This window comes from Sphingopyxis sp. H053 (assembly GCF_001468225.1).
GTDB lineage: Bacteria > Pseudomonadota > Alphaproteobacteria > Sphingomonadales > Sphingomonadaceae > Sphingopyxis.
Window position 1 is genome coordinate 279,994 of record NZ_LNRU01000007.1, and the last position, 25,007, is coordinate 305,000.

A 25,007-nucleotide genomic window follows, 5' to 3' on the forward strand; every position below is an offset into this window, starting at 1 on the left:
GGGGATCCCGGATCAAATCCGGGGTGACGATGATTGAGGAGACGGCCTTCGGTCCCGCGCCGTCCTACGCCTCCCGCAACAATGGCCAGAGTTCCAGCCACTTTTTGGATCGCCGTCGCTCGTCGTAAACGTCGCGCTTCAGGTCGACGAAATTTGCCGCGGGACGCAAGATCAGGCCGAAAAGATCGTCGGTGCCCAGGGGAGCTGCGACTTCGCAGAGGCCGGCACCATGATGTCGGGCCGCAACGGCGGTCGCTGTCTCGGGCCAATGGCGCATTGCATCGATGGCGGAAGCATAAGGCGGATCGCCGTTACGGATGTGCATCCGTGCCTGATTCTTGACCGACCAGAGGGCCGATGGCTCGATTGCCGCCAGCCGATCCTCGTGGTGCCGATCGAGTGCCGGGTCGGTTCGATCGGGATCGTACCAGATCACGTCGATATCGCCATTGGGCGGCGATGGCGGATATTGGTGCAGATGATCCCAAACCGCGTTTCGGATAAAACCCGCCCCGATCCAGCAGTCGGGCAGATCGAGCGCTGCAACCGTCGCGAGCAGATGCCAGCGCCGCCGGTCGGCGCGCAGGATGGAAATTATCTCGGCCTCCGCAGCGCTCATCTGCAAGAGATAGCGTGCTTGGCGGCGATTGGATATGCCCGCCGCCGGTCGATGCCGGCGGCGGGCATGGAAAGGGCCTTTCCTAAAATATCCCGCCATGATCTATGCTTTCGGATGGCCCGACCCGACACCATTGCTGTTCTTGCCCGTGGCGCGATGCGCCGACCGCCCGTACGATCGCGTAAAGCCACAAAAGCCCCATTTTCGCTTCGCGCGTGCGGGGCTTTTGTGGCTTTAACGCCAGCGGCGGTGTTCCCCCGTGCCGCCGCGAAACGCGAATTCAGTGTAAAGTTCGGCGGTTTTTGGCCGTGTGCTGGTTTCGGCGGCCACGCTGGTTTGCCGATTGCCTGCACTCACCCGCCGCTCTAACCTCGACGCAACATTTCAAGGTGGAGGACAGCGGGTGAGCGACGGCAGTACGGCAAGCGAAATCTATATCGGCCTTGGCGGAGGCGGCGCAGCCGATGGCCCGCGCCAGTCGCTGGTGCTGAAACGTGCGAACCGTCACGGGTTGATCGCGGGTGCGACCGGCACCGGCAAGACGGTGACCTTGCAGGGGCTCGCCGAGGGTTTTTCGGCGGTCGGCGTTCCGGTGTTTGTCGCCGATGTGAAGGGCGACCTTGCCGGCATGGCGATGGCGGGCAGCCCGACCGCGAAGACGCACGAGATTTTCGCCGCGCGCGCCGCCGAGATCGGCGATGCGACATGGGCCTATCGCGACAATCCGGTGATCTTCTGGGACCTGTTCGGCGAACAGGGGCACCCCGTGCGCACGACGATTTCCGAAATGGGCCCGCTGCTGCTCGCGCGGCTGATGGGACTCAACGAGGTGCAGGAGGGCGTGCTGGCGATTGCGTTCCGCGTCGCCGACGAACAGAATCTGCTCCTCCTCGACCTCGGCGACCTGCAGGCGATGCTGTCGTGGTGCGCCGAAAGCGCCGACGAGCTCACGACCAAATATGGCAATGTGTCGAAGGCGACCGTCGGCACGATCCAGCGCCAGTTGCTGACGCTCGAAAGCCAGGGCGGCGCCAATTTCTTCGGCGAGCCCGCGCTCGACATTCAGGACATGATCCGCACCGACGAAAATGGCCGCGGCTATGTGAATATCCTCGCCGCCGACAAGCTGATGGCGAGCCCGAAGCTTTACGCGACCTTCCTCCTCTGGATGCTCAGCGAGATGTTCGAGACGCTTCCCGAGGTCGGCGACCCCGACAAGCCGAAGCTCGTCTTCTTCTTCGACGAGGCGCATCTGCTGTTCGACGACGCGCCGCCCGCGCTGACCGAAAAGATCGAGCAGGTCGTGCGCCTGATCCGTTCGAAGGGCGTCGGCGTCTATTTCGTCACGCAGAACCCGATCGACGTCCCCGAGGAAGTCGCGGGCCAGCTCGGCAACCGCGTCCAGCATGCGCTGCGCGCCTTCACCCCGCGCGATCAGAAAGCCGTGAAAGCCGCCGCCGACACCTTCCGCCCGAACCCCAAGGTCGATGTCGCGCGCGAGATCACCGAATTGAAGGTCGGCGAGGCGCTGGTGTCGCTGCTGATGGCCGACGGCGCGCCGTCGCCGGTCGAGCGCACATTGATCAAGCCGCCCTGCTCGCGCGCGGGCCCGCTCGACGCCAAGGAACGCGCGATCATCAAGTCGATCTCGCCCGTCGAGGGCAAATATGACACCGCCGTCGATCGCGAAAGCGCCGAGGAACTGCTCGCCGCCAAGGCCGAGCAGGCGCAGGCGGCGGCCGTCGAAGCCAAGGCACAGGTCGAGGCCGACAAGCAGGCCGCGATCGCCGCGAAGGAAGAGGCGAAGCGCAAGGCTGCCGAGGAACGCGAGCGGCTACGGCTCGAAAAGGCCGCGGCGCGCGAAGCCGCGAAACCGTCGATGACCGAAAAAATGGTCCAGTCGGCGGCACGCTCGGCGGCGACCAGCCTCGGGCGACAGGTTGCGGGCAAGTTCGGCGGCCAGCTGATGCGCGGGATATTGGGCAGCCTGTTCAAGTGAGCGAAGCCGATGCCGCGCGGATGGAGGCGAGCCTGACGGCCGTCGCCGACGCCGGCATCGACATCCGCCACGCCCTGTTCGACCGCTTCTTTGCTGCGTTTCCCGAGCGGCGCGCGAGCTTCATGGTCGTCGACGCCTCGTCGCGGCGGATGACCGACGAGACGCTGCAGATGATGTTCGGGCTGGCGAAGCGCGAAGGCTGGGTGTGGCCGCTCGTCGCCGAGCTTGTCTTCACCCACCGCGCCTATGGGCCGCTGCCGATCGCCGAATATGACGCCTTCATCGACATGACGGTCGCCGAACTGGGCGCAGCGGCTGGCGGGACATGGAGCAGCGAGACGGCGACCGCGTGGCAGCGCCATGCCGACGCGCTCAAGGCGATGATCCGCCGCGCGCGCGCCGAATGGGAAAGCGCGATGCCGGTCGGGGCGCCGCAGCCGGCCGAGTAATAATCCACCCTCGTCATCCCCGCCTTCGCGGGAATGACGAAATGGATTGTTTTCTTACCTCGCCTTCAGCCAGCCGGCGATTTCGCCCTTGATGCGCGGGCGGCTGACGCTGCGCTCTTTCAGGCTCGCCAGCGTCTTGTCATAGGGCTTGCGCACGTCGGCGGGCAGCGGCGCCGCAATCCGCTCGAGCTTCGCGATCATCGCGGGATCGTTCGACGAGGCTGCGAGGCCCGCGAGGAAGCGCGCGCGTGCCGAGGCGTCGATCAGCCGGTCGACCGCGGCCTGGTTTACCTGCGCGAAATCGACCGCCAGTTCGGGGTGATTCTTCGCGACCGCGCCGATGATCGAGGCGCTGACGGTCTTGCCGGGTTCGTCGGTGAGTGCGAGGTCGAGGGCGCGCTTGGCAAGGGGTTCGTCCTTCGTATTGCCCAAGAACGTGTAGAAGGCGCTGCGTTCGACCGCCGATTTCGATCCCTTCGCCATGGCGCGCAGCTTGGTCCATTCGGCCTCGCTCGCGTTGGCCGCGACGATGTCGAGCCAGCGCGATTTCAGCGGACCGTCGAGCGCCGAGGGATTGCTGTCGAGCAGCGCGAAGCGGCGGCGGGCCTCTGCCAGCACCTTGGCGTCGCCCAACGTCCCGAGCGCGCCGAGCAGTTCGGAGCGCAGGATGCTGTCGAGCGCGGGTTCGCCGACACGCGCGTCGAAGCCGAGGCGTCCCATCGCGGGCGTGAGCGCCGTAGTGCCGCGTGCCGCGATCTGTTTCTGCACCGCCGGCTGGTCGTCGAAATAGCCATATAGCGCCGCGTAACGCCCCGCGACGTCGCCGAGCAGCTTCTGGCTCGCATCGTGCGGCACTGCTGTCAGCAGGTCGAGCGCGGCGCCCATCGGCTGGTAGCCCGCATAAGCGAGCGCGAAATTGTCGCCGAGCAGCCCGAGCTGGTCGATCGGAGCGAGCTTCGCGAAGTCGCCGCGGAGCGCGGCGAGCGCCGCGGGCGAATAGAGGGTGCGATAATAGCCCGCCTGGCCGGCGTTGAGCAGCACTGCGCCGCAGCCGGGCAGGGTGAGCGTGCCGGTGCCGCCGGCGACCACCTGCCGCGCGACCGCGCCATTTCCGGCGCGCGCGAGCACGGGCACCTGCCAGCGGCGATTTTGGGTGTCGATGACCTGCTTGCGATCGCGCGAAAATTCGCTCTGCGTCAGCTGGACGGTGGTGTTGCCGCCCGCGCAGGTCACCCCGCCGACGCGGAGCAGTGGGATGCCCGGCTGGCTGGTGAAATCATGCGCGATCGCGGTCAGCCCTTTCGCGCCCGCCGCCTCGACCGCGTTCCACAGATCGTCGGTGCGCGTGTTGGCATATTTATGCTTGGCCATGTAGGTGCGCAGCCCATCGCGCCACACATCCTCGCCGGCATAGGCCTCGAGCATCGTGATCACAGCCTCGCCCTTCTGGTACGTGATCGCGTCGAACGCCTGATTGGTGTCCTCGACGGTGCGGATCGTCTGGACGATCGGGTGCGTCGTCGCAAAGGCGTCGAGCGCCATCGCACGCTCGCGGCCGTCGACGCGGTCGAGCAAAGGCTGCCAGTCGGGATGGAAATGGTCGCTCGCCTTGGTTTCCATCCAGCTCGCGAAGCCTTCGTTGAGCCAGAGGTCGTCCCACCATGCCATCGTCACAAGATCGCCGAACCATTGGTGCGCGACCTCGTGCGCCTGCGTCGTGTAGATCTGCTGGCGCGTCGCTTCGCTGGTGATCTTCGGATCGTCGAGCAGGATGCGCTCGAAGGTGAAGATCGCGCCCCAATTTTCCATCGCGCCGAAAAATTGCGACTGGCCGGGCCCCGCAACATTGTCGAGCTTGGGCAGCGGATAGGGCTGGCCGAAATAGTCGCTGTAATAGCCGAGCAGGGGGCCGAGGCTGTCGAGCGCGAAGCGCGCCTGCTCGCCCGACCCCTTGGGCGACACGATGCCGACCTCGGCGCCGCTCGCGCTTTTCGCCGCGAGCCGCTCGAAATGGCCGGTCGCGAAGAAGAGGAGGTAGGACGACATTTTGGGCGAGATCTGGAAGGTGACCTTCTTCTTGCCGCCCTCGACCGGCGTTTCGCTCGCCACGGGCATGTTGCTCACCGCCAGGTCGCTCGCGGGAACGGTCGCCGCGAGGGTGAAGGTCGCCTTGTAGCTCGGCTCGTCGAAGCTCGGCACGAAGCGCCGCGCGTCTGGCGCCTCGAACTGGGTGAACAGCCCGCGTACCTCGCTCCCCGTAACCTTGTCGGGATAATCGAGCGCGAAAAGTCCGTTCGCCTGCGTGTTGATCACCCCGGTGTAGCTGGTGGTCAGGCGGTATTTGCCGCGCGCGAGCGTTGCGGGGGCGTTGAAATTTACCGTCTGCGCGGCGGCATCAACCGTGACGGTCAGCGTAATCGCCTTGCCGTCGGCGCCGGTCAGGCTCGCGCTCTCGAAGCTGAGGTCGAGAGCGTTCAGCGTCAGCGTCGCCGAGGGTTCGTAAAGCTCGATGTCGATGCCCGCGTCGCCGGTAAAGCGCAGCGCCTTGGCGTCGGGCGTGACGCTGATGTCGTAATGCACCGGCCGCGCGATCCGCGGCAGCTGGCTCGGCACGCTGGTATCGAGCGGGGCGCCGGTGAGCGCGGGCGCCGCGGCGACGGGCGTGGGGGATTCGACCCCCGGCTGCGCGGCGCAGGCGGCGAGGCTGAGCGACGACACGGCGGCAACAAGCAAATGGCGATTCGAGAGTTTCATGGTTGCGATCCCCGGTATGATTTTGCGCTCCGGGCTAGGCGCATGCGCGAGCCCCCGCAACGCCCCCTTTCGGCAGGCCGTCGTCGAGGCTCGACAGACGGCACGCGATGAGGCAGCTTTGGTTGCATGACAAAACCTATATTGCCTGGAGAGGTAGCCGCCGCCGTCGTTGACCCCGTCGCATACGGCCAATGGGATCCGCTGCACGAGCAGCTCGCCTGGGCCCGCGCGAATGCGCCGCTCGCTGTCGCCGAGAATCACGATCACGACCCCTTCTGGCTGGTGACGCGCCACGCCGACATCATGGCGATCAGCCGCGACCCGCAGCGTTTCGCGAATGGCATCCGCCCGACGGTGCTGACCAATCGCGACGGAGAGGCGCTGGCGCGCGCGGCGACCCCGAACAATGACGGGCACCTGATTCGCTCGCTCGTCCAGATGGATGCCCCCGACCATATGAAATACCGGCTGCTGACGCAGAGCTGGTTCATGCCCAAGAATTTGAAGATCGTCGAAGACCGCATCCGCCAACTGGCGCGCGAAACCGTCGATCATATGCTTGAAGCGGGCGGAGAATGCGATTTCGCGCGCGATGTCGCGGCGCATTATCCGCTGCGCGTCATCATGGATATTTTGGGCGTCCCGCGCGAGGACGAGCCGCGCATGCTGATGCTGACGCAGCAATTGTTCGGCCCGACCGACCCCGAACTCAATCGGAGCCGCGAGGCGATCACCAGCGCCGAACAGGCGATCGCGATGCTCAATTACGTCATCGCCGATTTCGAAAATTATTTCGGCGCGCTCACCGCCGAGCGCCGCGCCAACCCGCGCGAGGATATCGCGACGGTGATCGCCAATGCGACGATCAATGGCGAGCAGATCCCCGACCGCGAAATGTCGGGCTATTATATGATCGTCGCGACCGCGGGGCACGACACGACGAGCGCGTCGACCGCGGGCGCGATGATGGAACTTGCGAAGAACCCCGCGCTGTTCGAACGCTTCCGCGCCGCCGACAGCGACAAGGCGGGGCTGATCGAGGAAGCGATCCGCTGGACCACGCCGGTCCAGCATTTCATGCGCAGCGCCAGGGAAGATGTCGAGATCGGCGGGCAGACGATTCGCGAGGGCGACTGGCTCATGCTCAATTATGTTTCGGGCAACCGCGACGAGGCGGTGTTCGGCGACCCCTTCGCTTTCGATCCCGACCGCGAGAAGAACCAGCAGATCGCCTTTGGGTTCGGCGCGCATGTCTGCCTGGGCCAGCATCTCGCGCGCATGGAGATGCGTATATTGATGGAAGAGCTTTTGCCGCGGCTGAAAAACCTCGAACTGGCGGGCGAGCCGGCGCGCGTCGAATCGGTTTTCGTCGGCGGATTGAAGCGTCTGCCGATCCGGTTCGCGGCCGCCTAGCTCCATCTGACGCGGCGCCGTGGAACCATTGCCCGTCGGCCGGCGTTTCCAGCCCGGTAAAAAAAGGAGTTTGCGATGAATCTCTTAAAGAAGGCCGCGATCTCGTTCGCGGCGACGTCGATGGTCCTTGCGCCGGTGGCCGCGTCGGCTGCGCCCGCGCTGGACGCTGCCCGTGCGGGGGCCGTTGCCGAGGGTCAGAACGAACTCGAAGGTGCGAGCTGGATTGCGATCGTGCTCGGCCTTGCGATCATCGCCGGTGGTATCTGGCTGGTGGTCGATGGCAACGATGACGACGAGCCGGTAAGCCCGTAAATTCGCGGCAGGAAATGGCCCTCTCCCCGCAAGGAGGGGGCTTTTTCACGCCCGAAACCTAGACTTTCTCGCTCGGGAAAAAGCGTGCGATGACGTCGCTCGCAAGCCGCGCGGGACGCAGCGTTTCGGCGTCGATGCAGCACCATGAGGATTTAACCTCGGCCAGCACATCCTCGCCGCGCTTGATGATCGTTTCGTAAAAGGCGCGCGCGCCCTGAACCTTTTCGAGGATCACGGTCGCGATGACCTGATCGTCGAGGAACGCCGGACGGCGGTAGGTGATCTCGTGCTTCAGCGCGACCCACAAATGCGCCGCGACCGCGTCGGGCGGCGCGATATGGCGCCAGTGCGACAGCACCGCTTCCTGCACCCAGCTCAGATAATGGGCGTTGTTAACATGCCCCATGAAATCGATCTGGTCGGCACCAACGGCGATCGCATGGTCGTGCGGAAGGGAAGCGGTGATCATATCGCTGACACTAATGTCAATATTTTGTGACGGAAAGATGAATTATCATCCGCGCCCGCGATAGGGCGCGACGCCCTGATCGGGGAGCCACAGGTCGGCGGGCGGCGCGCTCGATTGCCAGAAGACGTCGATCGGAATGCCGCCGCGCGGATACCAGTAACCGCCGATGCGCAGCCAGCGGGGCTGCATTTCGTCGAACAGGCGGCGGCCGATGCCGACGGTGCAATCCTCGTGAAATCCGGCATGATTGCGGAACGAGCCGAGGAAGAGCTTCAGGCTCTTCGATTCGACGATGGTCTCGCCGGGCGCATAATCGATCACGAGGTGCGCGAAATCGGGCTGGCCGGTCACCGGGCAGAGCGAGGTGAACTCGGGTGCGGCGAAGCGGACGAGATAGAGCTCGCCGGCGCGCGGATTGGGGACATAGTCGAGAACCGCGGCCTCGGGCGAGGCAGGAAGTTCGCTGGACTGGCCGAGATGTTTCGGCGCGAGCGGGGTAGGGCTGGAATCGGTCATGGAAAGGCTCTAGTGCGCAGCGGCGCCGATGTCACCGATCTGGTTGGACGGAAGCGGCAGGGTTCAGCGCCAATTCAGCGGCGTGTGCGAGATATGGGTAGTGTGGGATCGCGGACAAGATGACGGTGCGTAACTTCGGGCGAGAACAGGTGGCGACGCTCGCGCTGGCGGCGACGATGCTGAGCGCGGCGATGCCCGCGCGCGCGCAGGACACCGCAACCTCGTCACGCCCGATCGACTTCCGTCTGCCGCCGCCCGCCGACGACGGCCGGACGCCGGGTGTGCAGGGGCCCTCGGACAATGGCCTGCCGCCGGTGGCGCCGGGCGAACGCCGCGGCCAGCCGACGCCCACCCCCGCGCCGACGCCGCCGCAGCCGGTGGCGCCGCCGCGCATAGCCCCGACCCAGCCGGCGGCCGCCACCCCGGCACCCGCGCCGGCACCGACACGGCGGGGCGCCCCCGCGGTCGCGGCTCCGCGTACGGCCGCACCGGAAACCGCAAACCCGGCGGCGCCCGCTGCGACCGACAATCCGGCATTGCCGCCGCTTGAGACCGCCGCGCCGCCCGCTGCCACGGCGGCCGACGCCGCACCCATTACCGCCGACGAAACGCCGGTCACGGCGGCTCCCGCGGACGCGCCGTCGGGCACGCCGATCTGGGCGTGGGTGCTTGCCGCGCTGGCGGCTGTGGGTGCCGGTTTCTGGTACTGGCGCCGCCGCGCCGCGCCCGCCGGTCCCGCCATCGACGAATCGCCAGAGGCGCCGCGCCGGGCGCCGAAACCGCCGGTTCAGCGCGCCGCGTCGCCGGCTTCGCTAAGGCCCGCCGCGCCGAAGCCAACGCAGCCGGTGGCGCCGCGCCCGGCCGCACCCCAGCCTGCGCGCGCGCCGCTTGCGCCGCCCGAGCGGCCTCAGCCTTCGCCGCTCGTCACGCGCCCGGCGGCCGAAAAGCGCGCGATCATCGGCATGGCGCTCGACATCCGCAGCATCCGCTTCGCCGCCGACCATGTGGCGGTCGGCTTTGCACTTCACCTCATGAATCAGGGGCCGACCGCGGCGACCGGCCTGATGGTCCGCATCGCGCTCAACCAGGGATCGGCGATGACCGAACCGGTGCTGGCGCGCTTCTTCGACGGCGCGGGCGGCAGCGTGCTGCGCGACGATATGATGCTCGCGCCCGGCGCGGGCGAGGAATTGTCGACCGAGGTGATGCTGCCACGCGCCGCGATCGAGCCGTTGATGATCGGCGGCAAGCCGATGCTCGTCCCCGTCATCGCGTTCGACGTGACCTATCATTGGGACGGCGAGGGCGACGCCTTCGGCCAGAATGCGGGCAGCTTTGTGCTCGGCCGCGAGCAAGGTGCGAGCGGGAGCGAAAAGCTCGCGCCGCTGCCGCTCGACCGCGCTTCTTATACGGTCGATCGGCCCGCGGCGCGTTCGACCGCCGTCAAGCGCGCTCAATAGTTTGGCTCAAAACGGCACTGCTTTTTTGTTGCGGTGCAGCATCGGCTGGGGCAGGATCGACTGCGCTTGAAAAAGCGCGGGTGGGGGCATAGGCTGCTATTCCCCCAGAAAAGAACAGAGCCACAGCAGGATGGCCGGCGAGGGACAGGAAAAACAGGTTCCCGACCGGTCGCAACAGGAGCATGACATGGACGCCTTGGTCTCAACCGACTGGCTGGAACGCGAACTGGGGGCATCGGACTTGCGGGTCGTCGATGCGACGAAATTCCTTGCCGACGAGGGACGCGACGCGCGCGCCGAATATGAGGCGGGCCACATCCCCGGCGCGGTGTTCATGGACCTCGCCGAACTGACCGATCCGTCGAGCGACATCGACAATATGGCGCCGCAGGCCGAGAAATTCGCGAGCCGCATGCAGTCGCTCGGCCTCGGCGATGGCAGCCGCATCGTGCTTTACGACGACAGCCCGCTCAAGAGCGCGGCGCGCGGCTGGTGGCTCCTGAAGCTGTTCGGCGCGCATGACGTCGCGCTGCTCGACGGCGGCCTCGCGAAGTGGAAGGCCGAAGGCCGCGGGCTCGAAATGGGCAAGCAGACGCTGCGCCACCGTCACTTCACCGTATGGCGCGATGCGAAGGCGGTACGCACCAAGGACCAGGTGCTCGCGAACCTGGACAGCGCCGCCGAACAGGTTGTCGATGCGCGCCCCGCGGCGCGCTTTACCGGCGAGGAACGCGATCCGCGTCCGGGCCTTGCCCCCGGCCATATCCCGAACTCGCGCAGCCTGCCGCACAGCGAGCTGTTCAACGCTGACGGCACGTGGAAGCGTGGCGACGATCTGAAGGCCGCGTTCGACGCCGCGGGGGTCGATCTCGACAAACCGCTCATCACCACCTGCGGCAGCGGCATGACCGCGACCGTCGTCGCATTCGGCGCGCACCTGCTCGGTAAGGACGATGTCGCGGTTTACGACGGCAGCTGGGTCGAATGGGGCGCCGACCCCGCGACGCCCAAGGCGACCGGCGCGGCCTGAAAACAAAAACGTCGCCCCCGCGAAGGCGGGGGCCGTTGTCGGCCTTACTGAGCGCCGAAGGCTTAAACTTCCAGCGGCCCCCGCCTTCGCGGGGGCGACGGTAAGTTTCGCCACCACTGGATTTTGGCCGGTGCTCCGCTAACAAGGCGGGGATGAGCAAAAGCGACGATGACAGCCTCCGCCCTGCGACGAAACTCGTGCAGGGCGGTCGGCGCCCCGAATGGACCGGCGACCCGCGGCTTGGCGGCGGCGTCGTCAATCCGCCGGTGTGGCGCGCCTCGACGATCCTCTACGACAATATCGCCGACCTGAAGGCGCGCGGTCATGCGACGCACGACAAGCTCTATTACGGCCGGCGCGGGACGCCGACGGTGTGGGCGCTTGCCGATGCGTTGACGCAGATGGAGCCGGGGGCCGAGGGCACCTTGCTCTATCCGTCGGGGGTCGCGGCCAATTCGGCGGGGCTGCTCGCGCTGCTGTCGCCGGATGATCACCTGCTGATGGTCGACAGCGCGTACGAACCGACACGCGCCTTCTGCAACGGCATGCTCGCGCGCCTCGGCATCGAGACGACCTACTATGACCCGCTCGTCGGCGCGGGGATCGCCGAGCTGATTCGGCCTGAGACGAAGCTGATCTTCCTCGAGTCGCCGGGCAGCCTGACCTTTGAGGTGCAGGATATTCCCGCGATCACGCGTGTCGCGCGGGCGCGCGGCGTGCTGACGATGCTCGACAACACCTGGGCGACGCCCTTGCTGTTCCCGGCGCTGGCGCACGGCGTCGATGTTACGATGATGAGCCTCACCAAATATGTCGGCGGGCACAGCGACGCGATGATGGGCTCTCTCACTGCGACCAAGGGGATCTGGCCGAAGCTGCGCAGCGCGGCGTACCAGCTTGGCCAGGCGGTTTCGCCCGACGATTGCGCGCTGATGCTGCGCGGGCTGCGCACGCTCGACGTGCGGATGCAGCGCCACGGCGCGAACGGGCTGGCGGTCGCGAACTGGCTCGCGGCGCGGAGCGAGGTCGGCCGTGTGCTGCACCCCGCGCGGCCCGGCGATCGCGGCCATGCGATCTGGTCGCGCGATTTCGCCGGCACGAGCGGGCTGTTCGGCTTCACGCTGAAGGGCGCCGACGAAGCCGCGCGGACGCGCTTCATCGATTCGCTTGTCCATTTCGGCATCGGCTTCAGCTGGGGCGGCTATGAAAGCCTTGTCGTCCCGAGCGATCCGCCGTCGATCCGCACCGCGACCATATGGACCGATCCCGATCCGCTCGTCCGCCTGTCGATCGGGCTCGAGGATCCGGCCGACCTGATCGCCGACCTCGAACGCGGCTTTGCCGCGATGGCGGGATAAGCCGATGGACGGGCTGTCCGGGGGCCTTCTCCGCACGATCGAGGCGCTGAAGGCGATCGGCATCGATGTCGGCTCGTACAGGCTGTCGCTCTATGGGCTGTTCTCGACGATCGTCGTCGCGGTGCTGCTTTATCTGGCGGTCCGCATCATCCTGCGGTCGATCAAATGGCTGCTCCGCCGCAACACCCAGATCGATGCGACGCAGCGGCTGCTCGCCGAAAAGCTGATCGCGATCGCGCTGTTCGTCTTTGCGCTGCTCTTCGGCATCGACCTGCTCGGCATCGACCTCACCGCGCTCGCGGTCTTCTCGGGGGCGGCGGGCCTCGCGATCGGTTTCGGGCTGCAAAAGACCGTCGGCAATCTGATCGCCGGGATCATCCTGCTGATGGACCGGTCGATCAAGCCGGGCGACATCATCGTCGTCGGCGACGGCAGCTCGATGGGCGGATCGGCGCTACCCGGCGGGGTGCCCAATGTCGGCCGCGTTGCGAAGATCGGGGTGCGCGCGGTCAATGTCGTCACCCGCGACGGCAAGAAGCATCTGATCCCGAACGAATTGTTGATGACGCAGGCGGTCGAGAACTGGAGCTATGCGAGCCCCGAGGTGCGCGTGCGGATGCGTGTTCCGGTCGGTTACGGCTGCGATTTGCGGCTCGCGCAGCGGCTGATCATGGAAACCGCGACGGCGAATCCGCGCATCTTGAACGAGCCCGAACCGGCGGTGTGGATCACGGCATTCGGGGAACGCGCGGTCGAGCACGAGCTGCGCTACTGGATTTCGGACCCTGAAGCGGGGCTCGGCAATATCCAGGGCGAGGTGTTCCTGGGGATATGGGACCGCTTCAAGGAAGCGGGGATCGCCATCCCCTATCCGCGGCAGGATGTGCGGATTATCGGGGCGCCGGATGATAGCCCGGCGCCCACAAGCAAGATTTAGAAGCCGGTCTTCTTCGCGCGCTCGATGCATTCGACGATGATGCGCTTCGCCTCGTTCTCATCGCCCCAGCCGTTGAGCTTCGCCCATTTGCCGGGTTCGAGATCCTTATAGTGGGTGAAGAAATGCTCGATCTGCTGCAGCACGATCGGCGGCATGTCGGTGTAGCTCGCGACATCGGCATAATAGGGGAAGGTCTTGTTGACCGGGACGCACAGCAGTTTCTCGTCGCCGCCGGCATCGTCTTCCATCATCAGCACGCCGATCGGGCGGCACTTGACCACCGCGCCCGCGACGATCGGCGAGCGCGCGACGACGAGGGCGTCGAGCGGGTCGCCGTCCTCGCCCAGCGTATGCGGGACGAAGCCGTAATTGGCGGGATAGCGCATCGGGGTGTGCAGGAAGCGGTCGACGAACAGCGCGCCGCTCGCCTTGTCGAATTCATATTTCACCGGCTCGCCGCCGATCGGAACTTCGATCAGGACGTTGAGGCTGTCGGGCGGGCTGTCGCCGGCGGGAATCAGGTCGATGCGCATGGGAGATCCTTTTGTGCTTTTTTGAATCGCGCGCGCCTTTAGCGCCGGAAAGAGCCAAAAGTCGAGGGGGGAGGGTGTGCAAGTTCCTCCCTGTGCCGCAGGCATGGGAAGGTGGCAGCGCGAAGCGCTGACGGAGGGGCCGTGGCGCAACGTCGCGGCCCCTCCATCCATGCTGCGCATGGTCCTCCTCCCCACCGCTGCGCGGCAGGGAGGATTTTAGAGTTGGCGCTTCGCCGCCAGCAGCCGGTCGAACCAGTCGGGACCAGCCGCGGTTTTTTCGAGATGCGGCCAGCGCAGCCCGCCATGATAGTCGATCTCGATATTGCGATAGCGCCCGCCGCGCTCGACGAGCAGCCGCACCGGGGTCTTGGCGTCGGTCGCGGCGCGAATCGCGGCCTCGATCCGCTCGCGGCTGTAGCTCAGCCCGTCGACCGCGACGATCTTCGTGCCGTTGACGATGTCCGCCTTGAACGCCGCGCCGTCCCACAAAATGCCGGTCGCGACGCCGTCCTTGTCGATCGTCATCCCGAGCGAATGGGTGAGGTCGGTGTTCTTCGCCTGCGCCATGCGGTCGCGGTCATAGACGTTGGGCGCGTCGCGCCAGACGAGGCGGTATCCCGCGCGTTCGATCCCGCCGGTGGGGGCGGGCTGCCCGCTCGCCTGCATGCGTTCGCGCAGGAAGCGCGCCCAGTCATAAGGATGGACGGCGTTCAGCGCGGCGACGACATCGTCGAAATCATAGGTATCCTGCCCGAAATCGCCCTCGCGCCCGCCGAAAAAGGCGCGCGCGAAATCGTCGAGGCTTTTCGCGTTGTTCGTCGCCTGGCGGATCAGCATGTCCGCCTCGAGCCACATCAGCGAGCCTTCGTTGTAATAATCCTCGCTGCGTGACCAGCTGGAGAAGGGCTTGGGCTTGCGCGCGGCGATCACCGGGTCGAGCGTCGTGTCCTCGACCGGGCGCCACTCGCGCCCCGGCTGGGCGCTGTAGTAACCGGCGTTGGTCGCCCATTCGGCGAGGATCATTTCCTTCGACTGCATCCCCGATCGGCCGGCGAGGACCAGATCCCAGAAGCTCGTCTGGCCTTCGTAGACCCACAGCAGATTGCCCTGCATCGGGGTGCGATAGTCGGGGGTCCAGAGCTTGTCGGGGCGGCGGTATTTGCCGTTCCAGCTGTGCGTCAGCTCGTGCGGCAGCAGTCCGCGCTCGCTGTCATTGTCGTTCCATTTGGTGAAATAGTCGGGGTTGCGGCTGTTCTCGCTCGACCGATGATGTTCGAGCCCGATGCCGCCGAGTTCGTCGGTGAGCGCGAGCAGGAATTCATAGCGGTCGAAATGACGGATGCCGAACAGCGCGACGGCTTCGGACACGAGCGCGGCGTGTCGCGCGATATGGTCGGGACTCGCCTCGAGATATTTGGCTTCGTCGGCGACGACGTTGAGCGTCACTCTGTTGCCGAGGTCCCATTTGCGGAAAAATTTGCCCGCGAACATCGGGCTGTCGACGAGCACCTCATAATTGGTCGGGGCGAAGCTGTAGCGGTTGCCCGAAACCTTGAGCCCGTCGAGCGCCGAGGCGCCGGTCCAGCCGTCGGGCAGCGTGACTTCGAGCTGCACCGGGATCGCGCGGGTGAAATAGCCCGCGGGATAGAGGCTGACCTGTTCCCATTGCAGGTTCATCATCGCCGGGGTGACGACGACGCGGCCTTCGCTCGTGCGCGTCGGCGACAGGAAGTCGAAGGTGACGTCGATGCTCTTCGTGCCCGCGGGCACGTCGACGTCGAAAGCGTAGACGTCGGTCGGCTGGCGCGTCCAGGCCAGCGGCTTGCCGCCTGCGCTGGCCTTGAAACCCGCCATTTCGGCGATCGCGCCGCGCGGGGCGTGCTTGCCGGGCAGCCATTCGGGATAGAGCAGGGTCAGCTTGCCCGCCTTCGCGACCGGAATCGTCTGGCGCACATGAAAGATGCCGCGCGCGAAGTCGGTCGCGTCGACCTTCAGCTGCATCATGCCCGGATAAGGTTTGTCGGCGGGCAGCGGGATCGTCAGCGGCTGGACGACCGGCTGCGGGCGGCTGTTGCCGTCCTGGGCGTAGGCAGCGGGGGCGACGAGAAGAAAGAGGGCGGGTGCGACGAACAGTGCTTTTTTCATGCCGCACCTCTGCCGCCAAATGAAGCACAGGTCCAGCGGCCGCTCTGCAAGCGCACTTTGCCTTTCGACGAAAAACCATTAGATGCGCCGGCCATGAGCAAGGACAAAAGCGCGAAAATCCCGACCCCGCAGGCGGTACGCGGCACCCAGGACATGCTTGGCGATTTCGCCGACCGTTTCGCGCACGTCGTCGAGACGTTCGAACGCGTGCGCCGCCTCTATGGATACAAGCGCATCGAGGTGCCGGTGATCGAGCCCACCGCGGTGTTTGCGCGTTCCTTGGGCGAGACCACCGACGTCGTGTCGAAGGAAATGTATTCGTTCGACGATCGCGGCGGCGAATCGATCACATTGCGCCCCGAATTCACCGCCGGCATCGCGCGTGCCTATGTCACCAACGGCTGGCAGCAATTCGCGCCGCTGAAGGTCGCGACGCACGGCCCGCTATTCCGTTATGAGCGTCCGCAAAAGGGGCGTTATCGCCAGTTCCACCAGCTCGACGCCGAAGTGCTCGGCAGCGACAGCCCGCTGGCCGATGCCGAGCTGCTGGTGTTCGCCGACCAGCTCCTGAAAGAGCTTGGTATCAACGAGGGCGTTACGCTGACGCTCAATACGCTCGGCGATGCGGCGAGCCGCGACGGTTGGCGCGCGGCGCTGGTCGAGCATTTCGAAGCGCACCGCGGCGATTTGTCCGAAGACAGTCTCGCACGGCTCGACAAGAATCCGCTGCGCATCCTCGACAGCAAAGATCCGAAGGACCGCCCGATCGCCGACAGCGCGCCCGATATCGACGCGTTCCTTACGAGCGAGGCGCAGAATTTCTTCGGTGCCGTCACCGCGGGCCTCGACGCCGCGGGCGTCGCGTGGGAACGCAATGCGCGGCTCGTACGCGGACTCGACTATTATCGCCACACCGCGTTCGAATTCGTCACCGATCGGCTCGGCGCGCAGGGCACCGTGCTCGGCGGCGGACGCTATGACGGGCTGATCGAGAATCTTGGCGGACCGCCGACCCCGGCGGTCGGCTGGGCAGCAGGGATCGAGCGGCTGGCGATGTTGCTCGCGGACGATGTGATCGACACCCGGCTCGATGCCGTGATCGCTGTTGAGGACGACGCAGAGCTTGCGTTCGCAACTAAGGCACTCGCGGCTCTTCGGGCTGGCGGCTTTTCGTCGGAGATCGTGGCGACTGGTTCGCCGCGCAAACGATTCGACAAGGCGGCTAAGATACCCGCGCGCGCACTGATTTCAGTTGGTGTACGAGATGGCCAACGCTTTACTCGAAGCAAGACTGACGGCAGCGAAATTGCGGCCCGCGTGGATGCCTTCTTCCTTTCGATCGCCTGATGACCAACGTTTCCGAAAGACAGATCGACGCGATCATCGAGCGTCACGCCGCGTTGCAGGCGCGCATGGCGACGGGCGACATGGCACCCGCCGATTTCGTCGCGGCGTCGAAGGAGTTTGCCGAGCTCGAACCCGTCGCGACCGCGGCGCGCGAGGTTGTGCGGCTGCGCGGCGAACTCGTCTCGCTGAACGAAATGCTCGCCGATCCCGAGATGAAGGCGATGGCGGCCGAGGAACTCGCCGCGGTCGAAGAGGCTTTGCCCGCCGCCGAGCATGGTCTCGCGATCAAATTGCTCCCCAAGGACGTTGCCGACGAACGCGCGGCGATGCTCGAAATCCGCGCCGGGACCGGTGGCGACGAGGCGGCGCTGTTCGCGGGCGATCTGCTGCGCATGTACAGCCGCTACGCCGACGGACAGGGCTGGAAGGTCGAAGTCATTTCGGCGAACGAGGCCGAGGTCGGCGGGTATAAGGAAGTCGTCGCGTCGGTAACCGGGCAGGGCGTGTTCGCGAAGCTCAAGTTCGAGAGCGGCGTCCACCGCGTCCAGCGCGTTCCCGCGACCGAAAGCCAGGGGCGCATCCACACCAGCGCCGCGACGGTCGCGGTGCTGCCCGAGGCCGAGGAGGTCGATGTCGCGATCAACGACAGCGACCTCAAGATCGACATCTATCGCGCATCGGGCGCGGGCGGCCAGCACGTCAACACGACCGATTCGGCGATCCGCATCACACATATCCCGTCGGGGCTCGTCGTCATCCAGCAGGACCAGCGTAGCCAGCACAAGAATCGCGCCAAGGCGATGCAGGTGCTGCGTGCGCGGCTCTATGACCTCGAGCGCGAGAAGATCCACAGCGCCGAGGCGTCGGCGCGCAAGTTGATGGTCGGGTCGGGCGACCGCTCCGAACGCATCCGCACCTATAATTTCCCGCAGGGGCGCGTGACCGATCACCGCATTAACCTGACGCTCCACCGCCTGCCCGAAATACTCGAAGGCGCGATGGACGAGCTGATCGACGCGCTGATCGCCGAGGATCAGGCCCAGCGGCTGGCGGGATTGGGTGACTGACGTCGCGGCCGCGCTGCGCGACGCGGCGCAGCGGCTGGCGGCGGTGTCCGATACGCCGCGCCTCGATGCCGAACTCTTGATGGCGCATGCGCTGGGCGTCGAGCGGCAGGCGCTGCTGCTCGATCCCGCGCGTTTTGCCGTGCCCGAGGGTTTCGCGGCGCTAATCGAACGCCGCCTGCGGTACGAGCCGGTCGCCTATATCGTCGGCTATCGCGATTTCTGGACGATTCGGCTGGCGGTCGGCGCCGGCGCGCTGATCCCGCGGCCTGATAGCGAGACGTTGATCGAAGCGGCGACCCAGCATTTCGGCGATCGCGCGCCGCGCCATGTGCTCGATCTGGGCACCGGCCCGGGAACCCTCCTCCTCGCGGCGCTGGCCGAATGGCCCCGCGCGACGGGGCTGGGGATCGACGCGAGCGACGCGGCGCTGGTCTATGCGCGCGCCAATGCCGATGCGCTGGGTTTGGCGGATCGCAGCGAATTTCGATCGGGCGATTGGAGCGCGGGCCTTGACGGCCAGTTCGACCTCATCCTCTGCAACCCGCCCTATATTGCCGATTCCGAAGCGCTGATGCCCGACGTCGCCGGTCACGAGCCCGCGAGCGCGCTTTTCGCGGGCGCCGATGGACTCGACGATTATCGCCGCATCATCCCCGATTTGCCGCGCCTTTTGGCGCCCGGGGGTCTCGCGGCCCTTGAAATCGGGCACACACAACATATCTCGGTTGGTGAGCTCGCCGAAACCGCGGGATTCAAGGTCGCTTGCAGACAGGATCTCGGTGGCCGCGACAGGGCGCTTTTGCTGACCCGCGCCTGACGGCCCCACAAGAATTTGCTTGGTTTCCGCTACAAAGCGCGGTAGGGGCGGCTTACAGACCTGATCGGGGTCCCTTTGGCGATGCGGACAGCATCGATACTGGTCCGGCTGGTCTGCTTCCCACTTACGATGCTGGCGCGGGACCGTGGGGTCCGGTGCAAGCGGTAAAGGGCAAGGCCGCGCAAGGAGCGCGGGCACGACGCGCAGGTGGCGCGGTCGGCCAAAAGGGGTTGGCATAGCTTATTAGCTTATCGACAGGATGTCTCAGTTGAACATGAACAACCGACAGAACGGTCGCCGTCGCGGCCGTAACAACAACAGCAACAACAATAATCGGCCGCAGTCGGGTGGGCGCGGGGGTGTTGACCAGGCCAACCGCATCGACAGCCGCGCGCGCGGCAACGGCGCCCAGATGATCGAGAAATACCGCAACCTCGCGCGCGACGCGCAGCTTGCCGGCGACCGGGTCCAGACCGAATATTATCTGCAGTTCGCCGACCATTATTTCCGCGTCGTGAGCGACTTCCGCGCCCGCCAGGAAGAAAAGGCCGCGGCGAACGGACAGGAACGCAGCCACGACCGCAGCCGCGAGATTCGCGGCGTCGAGGATTTCGACGGCCACGACGATACCGACAGCGATTTCGAAGCCGACACCGGCCGCGACGACGGCGACAATGGCGACGACCGCGGCGAGCGGAACGAGCGCGGCAATGATCGGGGCGACCGCAACGATCGCAATGACCGCGGCCAGCGCGACAATCGCGGCAACCGCGAACCGCGCGGCGACCGCGACGACGACAATCGCGGCAATCGCGAACCGCGCGGCAACCGCGACGATGACAATCGCGGCAACCGCCAGCCGGCCCGCGCGCGTCCCGTCCGCAACCGCGACGAGGACGAAGCGCAGGGCGACCGCAATGATCGCAGCGAAGCCCCCGTACGCGAAGAAATTGCCGAGCAGGAACCCGCTCCGCGTCCCGCGCGCCGCCCGGCGCGCCGTCCGCGTCAGGAAGACAGCGCCGACAATGGCGATGCCGGGATCGACACCGCCGTTCTGCCGCCGGCGATCGGCCGCCCCGAACGCAGCGCCGAAAGCGATGCCGCCGATGAAGCGCCCGCCGCCAAGCCGCGCCGTACGCGCCGCACGCTGGCGACGCGCAACACCGACGTCGAAGCGGCCGAATAAGTCAGCGATTTCACGCTGGTTTTTCCGATTCGCATGACATAGCCTCCCCGCGGGATATCCTGCGGGGAGGTTTTTTATGCGCGTGTTGGCTTTGGCCTGTTTGCCGCTGCTCGTCGGCGGGACGTCGACCGCCCTTTTCGCGCAGGACGCGGCGACCGGCAACGCCCAGGGCGATGTCGCGGTCACCATCTATAATAATGGTCAGTCACTCGTGCAGGACGACCGCCAGCTCAGCGTCGCCGCCGGGCGCAACCGCATCGAGTTCCCCGACGTGTCCGCGCGCATCCGCCCCGAGACGGTGACGCTCTCGGGCCCCGGTATCGGCATCGTCGAACAGAATTTCGATTTCGACCTGCTCACCCCCGACAAGCTGATGGACAAGGCGGTCGGCCAGTCGATCACCCTCGTCCGCACCAACCCCGCAACCGGCGCCGAACGCACCGAGCGCGCGAAGGTGCTCGCGGCGAACGGCGGCATCGTGCTTCAGATCGGCGAACGGATCGAGGTGCTGCGCGACGACGGCCTGCCGGTGCGCGCGGTGTTCGACCGGCTGCCGCCCAATCTGCGCGCGCGCCCGACGCTGTCGGTGACGGTCGACGCGGCCAATGCGGGAACCGTCCCGGCGCGGCTGTCCTATCTCACCCCGAACCTCAGCTGGACCGCCGACTATGTCGCGCTGTTCGACGCCGCAAAGGGCGCGATGGATATTCAGGGCTGGGTGACGCTGACCAACAGCACGGGCACAACCTTCAGCAATGCACGCACCTTGCTCGTCGCGGGCAGTCCGGGCGGCGGTGGCGGTTTCCGCCAGATGTCGGGCGCGATGGATTCGGCGGGCACCGAATCGAACGACCGCGAACGGCTCGGCGACTATTATCTCTATCCGCTCGCGCAGCGCACGACGATCGCCAACGCGCAGCAGAAGCAGGTCAGTTTCCTCGACGTGAAGGGGGCGCCCGCGCGCTCGACCTATGAATATGTCAATCGCTGGCTCGGCAGCAACAACGAGCCCGTCAGCACCGCGAGCGTGCTGCGTTTCTCGACGTCGCGGCAGGGCGGGCTCGGCGATCAGCTGCCCGCGGGCACGATTCGCGTCTATATGCGCGACGCGCGCGGCGATCCGCAGTTCATCGGCGAGAATCGCATCGACCACACCCCGATGGGATCGGCGATGTCGCTGCGCACCGGCGATGCCTTCGACGTGAAGGTGCAGCCGACGGTTGTGTCGCGCACGCGCAAGGGCGATTCGCGCTGGGTGACCAAGATGAAATATATAGTCAGCAACGCGCGGCCTTCGCCGGTCACGGTGCTGCTCGCGCAGGACGGGCTCTATGGCGACGTCCGGATCAGCGACGAAAGCCTGAAGGGCGAGCGCATTTCGGCCGACCGCGTCGAATGGCAGGTGCCCGTGCCCGCGAACGGCAAGGTCGACCTGACCGTCGCATTCGATTCGCGTTACTGAGATCCACGCGATGCGGGCCTGGCCCCTGTTGACGTGGGTCACGGCGCTGTTCGCGCCGATGCCCGCGCTTGCCCAGGTTTCGGTACCGATCGCGGTGTCGGCCAAAATCGACGATGCCGCGGTCACCGTCTATCGCGCGCCGTCGCGCGGCGGCGGGCCGATCGACCCGAACTGGCCGCAGGGCTTCGCCTTCATTACCGAAACGCGCACCGTCACCTTGCCCGCGGGAACCTCGGTGCTGCGATTCGAAGGCGTGGCTGAAGGGTTGCTGCCCGAAACTGCGGTGCTCAGCGGCCTGCCCGATGGCGTGGTCGAAAAGAATCGCGATGCGCGGCTGCTGTCGCCCGCGGGGCTCGTCGATGCCTATCTCAAGCGCAGCGTCACCTTGCGGCGCACCAGCCTCGTGACTGGGAAGGTCGTCGAGCAGGATGCGGTGATCCAGTCGGGGCCGAACGGCGGGGTCATCGTCCAGACCGCGGCCGGGGTCGAGGCGCTCGCCTGTTCGGGCCTGCCCGAGCGGATGCTCTATCCCCGCGTGCCCAAGGATCTTTCGGCCAAGCCGACGCTGTCGGTCCTTCTCGAAAGCCGCACCGCCCGCACGGTGAAAGTCCAGCTTCTCTATCTCGCCGAAGGGTTCGACTGGGCCGCCAATTATGTCGCCGACCGCGGCACCGACGGAAAGACGCTGGGGCTGACCGGCTGGATCACCGTCGCGAACGGCGGGGTGACGAGTTTCCCGGGCGCGCAGCTCAACGTGATCGCGGGCCGCCTCAACAAGATGTACAGCCCGCCGCTGCCGCGCAGCACGCCGGGGCCGCTGGTGCTCAAATGCTGGCCGATGGACATCACAAGCACGCATCCCTTGTGGGAGCTGCCGCCGATTATCGAGTTCGAGCAGAGCTATGATGAAGATGCGGCGTCGGAGGTGATCGTGACGGCGCAGCGCCGCGATCGGCGCGGGATGCCTCCACCGCCGATGATGGTGGCCGCCCCGGCGCCGCCTCCACCGCCTCCGCCGCCGGCCGAGGATCTGGGCGACCTCAAATTCTATCGCATCCCCTTTCGCGTCGATGTGTCGGCAAAGGGGCAGAAGCAGGTCGCACTGCTCGCGAAGGACAAGGTTGCGGTCGAGCAGCTTTATGCGGCGACGCTTTATGATTTCATGGCGAACCGGCTTCAGCCTCTCTCCATGCAATTGCGAGTCCAGAACCGCGAGTCCGACGGGTTGGGTCTCGCGCTGCCCGCCGGTGCGGTGACGGTTTTTGAGACGATCGGCGGGCGACGCCTGCTCGTCGGTGAGGCAAAGATCGGCGACAAGGCAAAGGACGAACGCGTCGATTATGACCTCGGCCTAAGTCCGGCGGTGCAGTATCTGACCGTTGTGAAGAATGACGCCGATCCGGATTATAAGCTCTGGCAGGTCAAGATAACCAACGCCCGGCCCTTCGATGCGGAGGTCGAGATGCTGATCCCCTTCGCGCTCGACCCGACGCCTGAAGGGTGGGAACGGCGGGGAAGCAACTGGGTCTGGCGCGTGCGCGTTCCCGCGAACGACAGCCTCGTTCAGACTTTCCGGCAAAAGATGAAGGGCGACTGATTCGCCGTTCAGACCGGCGGCAGTGCCCGCGGCCGGTGATTCTCGTCGAGCGCGACGAAGGTGAAGAGCCCCTCGGTCACGCGCTCCTCGGTCCGGCCGCCGTCGCGCGTCGCGATCACTTCGATTCGTATGCCCATCGAGGTGCGGCCGCGCCGCTCGAGGTGCGCATAGACCGAGATGATGTCGCGCAGCAGGATAGGCGCGATGAATTCCATCGTCTCGATCGCGACGGTTGCGACCGCGCCCTGCGCTTCGCGTCCGGCGACGATGCCGCCGGCGATGTCCATCTGGCTCAATACCCAGCCGCCGAAGATATGGCCGTTGGCGTTGATGTCGGCGGGGCGGGGGACGACGCGCAGGATCGGGTCGCGCGGGCAGTCGGGCTTATCGTTATCGGTCATTGTTCATATCCGGGTCGTTTTCAAAAGGGTCTTCGATCGATTCGTCGTGGCCGCTGCCGCTCGACAGGAAGACGAGTCCCATCAGCGCCGCACCGAGCATGACCGACAGGCCGACGCCGGCCGCGGTCGCGATGATCATATGAATGGTGAGCGCCTCGCCCATGGTAAATCGCAGCCAGCCGAGCGCGCCGACCACGGCGAGCAGCGACACCAGCGCCATGCCTTTCATCAGGCGGCGATAGCGCGCCCAGGCGACATTCGACGTGTCGCGATTGTCGAGGGGAGAGCGTTTGACCATGGTGCTTCCATGAACCAAGCCGCCGCCGCGGCCAAGCGCCATCGCGGCGGACCGGGGCGTTTCGTTCGCCAAGCGAATCATGTTAGGCTCGCCCCGCAACAGATAGAGACGGGAGCGGCACCTATGACGATCGGAGCGATTCTTCATGGACGGACCGGGACAATCATCTCGGCGGGGCCGGGCGACACGGTGCGGACGGTGGTCGACCTGCTCGCGCAGAATCGAATCGGCGCGGTGCCGGTCGTCGAGGGCGATTCGATCGTCGGCATCTTTTCCGAACGCGACATCGTGCGGCTCTTGTCTTCCTATGGCCCCGAAACACTCGACCGCAGCCTCGACGAGGTGATGACCAAATCGCCGGTGACCTGCGATCCCAGCATGGCGGTGATCGGGGCGCTCTCGCAGATGACGCAGAAACGCATTCGCCACCTGCCGGTGGTCGATGGCGGCCGACTCGTCGGATTCATATCGATCGGCGACCTCGTCAAATATCGTATCGACCGGATCGAGGCCGAGGCTGCCGCGATGCGCGACTATATAGCGTCATAACGGCGGCGCGCTGCCGGGCCCGGCGGGCGCGACAAGCGCAAGCCCCGCCGCCCCTTTCTCTCTTCTATATATAGGGCGCCATATAACAGCGCCCGTCGGCGGTCGGCGGAGCCACCCATCCGCTTGGGCGGCCGCCAGATGAGTCGAATCGTCGGGATTGGCCTTTGAACGTCGGTATCCGCGCCCACGTCCGCCAGATTCGCGAGCAAATCGATCGAATCAATCGCGCGGCGCATGCGAATCCGCGACTGCGAGGGGCGGCGGGGAACGGAATCACCCATTCGGTCAT

24 protein-coding genes (1 of these 24 running past the window's edge) are annotated in these 25,007 nt (G+C 66.2%); 16 read left to right on the plus strand and 8 right to left on the minus strand.

Going from position 1 to position 25,007, the window contains the following annotated elements:
- Positions 1 to 64: 64 nt before the first annotated feature.
- Complete coding sequence (locus ATE70_RS15795) at positions 65 to 619, minus strand: nucleotidyltransferase family protein (protein WP_058538938.1); 555 nt, start codon at positions 617 to 619, stop codon at positions 65 to 67.
- Positions 620 to 1,022: 403 nt separating this feature from the next.
- Here ATE70_RS15795 and ATE70_RS15800 point away from each other — a divergent pair, with 403 nt between their 5' ends.
- Together ATE70_RS15800 and ATE70_RS15805 are read left to right on the plus strand one after the other, a co-directional pair.
- Positions 1,023 to 2,618, plus strand: coding sequence for a helicase HerA-like domain-containing protein (locus tag ATE70_RS15800; protein WP_058538833.1), 1,596 nt, complete (start codon positions 1,023 to 1,025; stop codon positions 2,616 to 2,618).
- On the plus strand, positions 2,615 to 3,067 hold the full coding sequence (locus ATE70_RS15805) for a hypothetical protein (protein ID WP_058538834.1): 453 nt from the start codon (positions 2,615 to 2,617) through the stop codon (positions 3,065 to 3,067). The genes ATE70_RS15800 and ATE70_RS15805 overlap by 4 nt, the downstream gene beginning before the upstream one ends.
- 54 nt (positions 3,068 to 3,121) lie before the next feature.
- On the opposite strand, the gene ATE70_RS15810 is transcribed toward ATE70_RS15805, so the two are convergent.
- Positions 3,122 to 5,821 carry a M1 family metallopeptidase gene (locus ATE70_RS15810; RefSeq protein ID WP_058538835.1) on the minus strand — a complete coding sequence of 900 codons (2,700 nt, stop codon included), beginning with the start codon at positions 5,819 to 5,821 and terminating at the stop codon, positions 3,122 to 3,124.
- A 126-nt stretch (positions 5,822 to 5,947) separates the two neighbouring features.
- On the opposite strand from ATE70_RS15810, the gene ATE70_RS15815 reads away from it, so the two are divergent.
- Both ATE70_RS15815 and ATE70_RS15820 read left to right on the plus strand, forming a co-directional pair.
- On the plus strand, positions 5,948 to 7,234 hold the full coding sequence (locus ATE70_RS15815) for a cytochrome P450 (RefSeq protein ID WP_058538836.1): 1,287 nt from the start codon (positions 5,948 to 5,950) through the stop codon (positions 7,232 to 7,234).
- A 75-nt stretch (positions 7,235 to 7,309) separates the two neighbouring features.
- Positions 7,310 to 7,546: a hypothetical protein gene (locus ATE70_RS15820; protein WP_058538837.1), complete on the plus strand. Its 237-nt coding sequence runs from the start codon at positions 7,310 to 7,312 to the stop codon at positions 7,544 to 7,546.
- Between the two features lie 58 nt (positions 7,547 to 7,604).
- Here the strand turns inward: ATE70_RS15820 and ATE70_RS15825 are convergent, their stop codons facing one another.
- Both ATE70_RS15825 and queF read right to left on the minus strand, forming a co-directional pair.
- Positions 7,605 to 8,015: an acyl-CoA thioesterase gene (locus tag ATE70_RS15825; protein ID WP_156419828.1), complete on the minus strand. Its 411-nt coding sequence runs from the start codon at positions 8,013 to 8,015 to the stop codon at positions 7,605 to 7,607.
- 45 nt (positions 8,016 to 8,060) lie between these two features.
- On the minus strand, positions 8,061 to 8,531 hold the full coding sequence (gene queF, locus ATE70_RS15830) for a preQ(1) synthase (RefSeq protein WP_058538838.1): 471 nt from the start codon (positions 8,529 to 8,531) through the stop codon (positions 8,061 to 8,063).
- A 119-nt stretch (positions 8,532 to 8,650) separates the two neighbouring features.
- Between queF and ATE70_RS15835 the strand changes: the two genes are divergently transcribed.
- The 4 genes from ATE70_RS15835 to ATE70_RS15850 all read left to right on the plus strand — a co-directional run bounded on the left by ATE70_RS15835 (position 8,651) and on the right by ATE70_RS15850 (position 13,316).
- Positions 8,651 to 9,991 carry a hypothetical protein gene (locus tag ATE70_RS15835; RefSeq protein ID WP_058538839.1) on the plus strand — a complete coding sequence of 447 codons (1,341 nt, stop codon included), beginning with the start codon at positions 8,651 to 8,653 and terminating at the stop codon, positions 9,989 to 9,991.
- Between the two features lie 187 nt (positions 9,992 to 10,178).
- A complete protein-coding gene (gene sseA, locus ATE70_RS15840) occupies positions 10,179 to 11,021 on the plus strand; it encodes a 3-mercaptopyruvate sulfurtransferase (RefSeq protein WP_058538940.1) in 843 nt (280 codons plus the stop codon).
- 152 nt (positions 11,022 to 11,173) lie between these two features.
- The gene (gene metC / locus ATE70_RS15845) at positions 11,174 to 12,379 is read left to right on the plus strand and encodes a cystathionine beta-lyase (protein ID WP_058538840.1); all 1,206 of its coding nucleotides are present in this window, start codon (positions 11,174 to 11,176) and stop codon (positions 12,377 to 12,379) included.
- A 4-nt stretch (positions 12,380 to 12,383) separates the two neighbouring features.
- The gene (locus tag ATE70_RS15850; RefSeq protein ID WP_058538841.1) at positions 12,384 to 13,316 is read left to right on the plus strand and encodes a mechanosensitive ion channel family protein; all 933 of its coding nucleotides are present in this window, start codon (positions 12,384 to 12,386) and stop codon (positions 13,314 to 13,316) included.
- Here ATE70_RS15850 and ppa read toward each other — a convergent pair.
- Complete coding sequence (ppa, locus tag ATE70_RS15855; RefSeq protein ID WP_058538842.1) at positions 13,313 to 13,849, minus strand: inorganic diphosphatase; 537 nt, start codon at positions 13,847 to 13,849, stop codon at positions 13,313 to 13,315. The two genes, ATE70_RS15850 and ppa, sit on opposite strands and share 4 nt — an antisense overlap.
- A gap of 216 nt (positions 13,850 to 14,065) precedes the next feature.
- Positions 14,066 to 15,994 (minus strand): M61 family metallopeptidase, encoded by a 1,929-nt coding sequence (locus ATE70_RS15860; RefSeq protein WP_058538843.1) that lies wholly within the window; start codon positions 15,992 to 15,994, stop codon positions 14,066 to 14,068.
- A 93-nt stretch (positions 15,995 to 16,087) separates the two neighbouring features.
- On the opposite strand from ATE70_RS15860, the gene hisS reads away from it, so the two are divergent.
- The 6 genes from hisS (at position 16,088) to ATE70_RS15890 (ending at position 23,470) form a co-directional block, all read left to right on the plus strand.
- A complete protein-coding gene (gene hisS / locus ATE70_RS15865) occupies positions 16,088 to 17,341 on the plus strand; it encodes a histidine--tRNA ligase (protein ID WP_058538844.1) in 1,254 nt (417 codons plus the stop codon).
- Entirely contained in the window at positions 17,341 to 18,408 is a 1,068-nt protein-coding gene (prfA, locus tag ATE70_RS15870) for a peptide chain release factor 1 (protein WP_058538845.1), read from the plus strand. Before hisS ends, prfA begins: the two co-directional genes overlap by 1 nt.
- Positions 18,401 to 19,225: a peptide chain release factor N(5)-glutamine methyltransferase gene (gene prmC / locus ATE70_RS15875; RefSeq protein WP_058538846.1), complete on the plus strand. Its 825-nt coding sequence runs from the start codon at positions 18,401 to 18,403 to the stop codon at positions 19,223 to 19,225. Before prfA ends, prmC begins: the two co-directional genes overlap by 8 nt.
- A 274-nt stretch (positions 19,226 to 19,499) precedes the next feature.
- Positions 19,500 to 20,411 (plus strand): DUF4167 domain-containing protein, encoded by a 912-nt coding sequence (locus tag ATE70_RS15880; protein ID WP_231732675.1) that lies wholly within the window; start codon positions 19,500 to 19,502, stop codon positions 20,409 to 20,411.
- A gap of 76 nt (positions 20,412 to 20,487) precedes the next feature.
- The gene (locus tag ATE70_RS15885; protein ID WP_058538848.1) at positions 20,488 to 21,873 is read left to right on the plus strand and encodes a DUF4139 domain-containing protein; all 1,386 of its coding nucleotides are present in this window, start codon (positions 20,488 to 20,490) and stop codon (positions 21,871 to 21,873) included.
- A 10-nt stretch (positions 21,874 to 21,883) separates the two neighbouring features.
- Positions 21,884 to 23,470, plus strand: coding sequence for a DUF4139 domain-containing protein (locus ATE70_RS15890; protein ID WP_231732676.1), 1,587 nt, complete (start codon positions 21,884 to 21,886; stop codon positions 23,468 to 23,470).
- A gap of 8 nt (positions 23,471 to 23,478) precedes the next feature.
- On the opposite strand, the gene ATE70_RS15895 is transcribed toward ATE70_RS15890, so the two are convergent.
- The gene (locus ATE70_RS15895; protein WP_058538849.1) at positions 23,479 to 23,871 is read right to left on the minus strand and encodes an acyl-CoA thioesterase; all 393 of its coding nucleotides are present in this window, start codon (positions 23,869 to 23,871) and stop codon (positions 23,479 to 23,481) included.
- A complete protein-coding gene (locus ATE70_RS15900; protein WP_037517312.1) occupies positions 23,861 to 24,169 on the minus strand; it encodes a hypothetical protein in 309 nt (102 codons plus the stop codon). Before ATE70_RS15900 ends, ATE70_RS15895 begins: the two co-directional genes overlap by 11 nt.
- A gap of 123 nt (positions 24,170 to 24,292) precedes the next feature.
- Here ATE70_RS15900 and ATE70_RS15905 point away from each other — a divergent pair, with 123 nt between their 5' ends.
- Positions 24,293 to 24,718, plus strand: a complete 426-nt coding sequence (locus tag ATE70_RS15905) for a CBS domain-containing protein (protein ID WP_058538850.1) — start codon at positions 24,293 to 24,295, stop codon at positions 24,716 to 24,718.
- Positions 24,719 to 24,882: 164 nt separating this feature from the next.
- A protein-coding gene (locus tag ATE70_RS15910; RefSeq protein WP_058538851.1) for a hypothetical protein crosses the window boundary here: on the plus strand, positions 24,883 to 25,007 show its 5' portion. Its footprint extends 79 nt past the window's final position; only the first 125 of its 204 coding nucleotides appear in the window; its start codon is at positions 24,883 to 24,885; the stop codon falls past the right edge of the window.

Excerpts from the sequence above, each read along its gene's own strand:
- ppa (WP_058538842.1), bottom strand. The coding sequence starts at position 13,849 with ATGCGCATCGACCTGATTCCCGCCGGCGACAGCCCGCCCGACAGCCTC.
- ATE70_RS15890 (WP_231732676.1), top strand. The coding sequence starts at position 21,884 with ATGCGGGCCTGGCCCCTGTTGACGTGGGTCACGGCGCTGTTCGCGCCG.
- ATE70_RS15885 (WP_058538848.1), top strand. The coding sequence starts at position 20,488 with ATGCGCGTGTTGGCTTTGGCCTGTTTGCCGCTGCTCGTCGGCGGGACG.
- ATE70_RS15860 (WP_058538843.1), bottom strand. The coding sequence starts at position 15,994 with ATGAAAAAAGCACTGTTCGTCGCACCCGCCCTCTTTCTTCTCGTCGCC.
- ATE70_RS15905 (WP_058538850.1), top strand. The coding sequence starts at position 24,293 with ATGACGATCGGAGCGATTCTTCATGGACGGACCGGGACAATCATCTCG.
- ATE70_RS15880 (WP_231732675.1), top strand. The coding sequence starts at position 19,500 with ATGAACAACCGACAGAACGGTCGCCGTCGCGGCCGTAACAACAACAGC.
- ATE70_RS15795 (WP_058538938.1), bottom strand. The coding sequence starts at position 619 with ATGAGCGCTGCGGAGGCCGAGATAATTTCCATCCTGCGCGCCGACCGG.
- ATE70_RS15820 (WP_058538837.1), top strand. The coding sequence starts at position 7,310 with ATGAATCTCTTAAAGAAGGCCGCGATCTCGTTCGCGGCGACGTCGATG.
- ATE70_RS15850 (WP_058538841.1), top strand. The coding sequence starts at position 12,384 with ATGGACGGGCTGTCCGGGGGCCTTCTCCGCACGATCGAGGCGCTGAAG.
- metC (WP_058538840.1), top strand. The coding sequence starts at position 11,174 with ATGAGCAAAAGCGACGATGACAGCCTCCGCCCTGCGACGAAACTCGTG.
- ATE70_RS15815 (WP_058538836.1), top strand. The coding sequence starts at position 5,948 with ATGACAAAACCTATATTGCCTGGAGAGGTAGCCGCCGCCGTCGTTGAC.
- hisS (WP_058538844.1), top strand. The coding sequence starts at position 16,088 with ATGAGCAAGGACAAAAGCGCGAAAATCCCGACCCCGCAGGCGGTACGC.
- ATE70_RS15900 (WP_037517312.1), bottom strand. The coding sequence starts at position 24,169 with ATGGTCAAACGCTCTCCCCTCGACAATCGCGACACGTCGAATGTCGCC.
- ATE70_RS15825 (WP_156419828.1), bottom strand. The coding sequence starts at position 8,015 with ATGATCACCGCTTCCCTTCCGCACGACCATGCGATCGCCGTTGGTGCC.
- ATE70_RS15810 (WP_058538835.1), bottom strand. The coding sequence starts at position 5,821 with ATGAAACTCTCGAATCGCCATTTGCTTGTTGCCGCCGTGTCGTCGCTC.
- ATE70_RS15835 (WP_058538839.1), top strand. The coding sequence starts at position 8,651 with ATGACGGTGCGTAACTTCGGGCGAGAACAGGTGGCGACGCTCGCGCTG.
- sseA (WP_058538940.1), top strand. The coding sequence starts at position 10,179 with ATGGACGCCTTGGTCTCAACCGACTGGCTGGAACGCGAACTGGGGGCA.
- queF (WP_058538838.1), bottom strand. The coding sequence starts at position 8,531 with ATGACCGATTCCAGCCCTACCCCGCTCGCGCCGAAACATCTCGGCCAG.
- prfA (WP_058538845.1), top strand. The coding sequence starts at position 17,341 with ATGACCAACGTTTCCGAAAGACAGATCGACGCGATCATCGAGCGTCAC.
- ATE70_RS15895 (WP_058538849.1), bottom strand. The coding sequence starts at position 23,871 with ATGACCGATAACGATAAGCCCGACTGCCCGCGCGACCCGATCCTGCGC.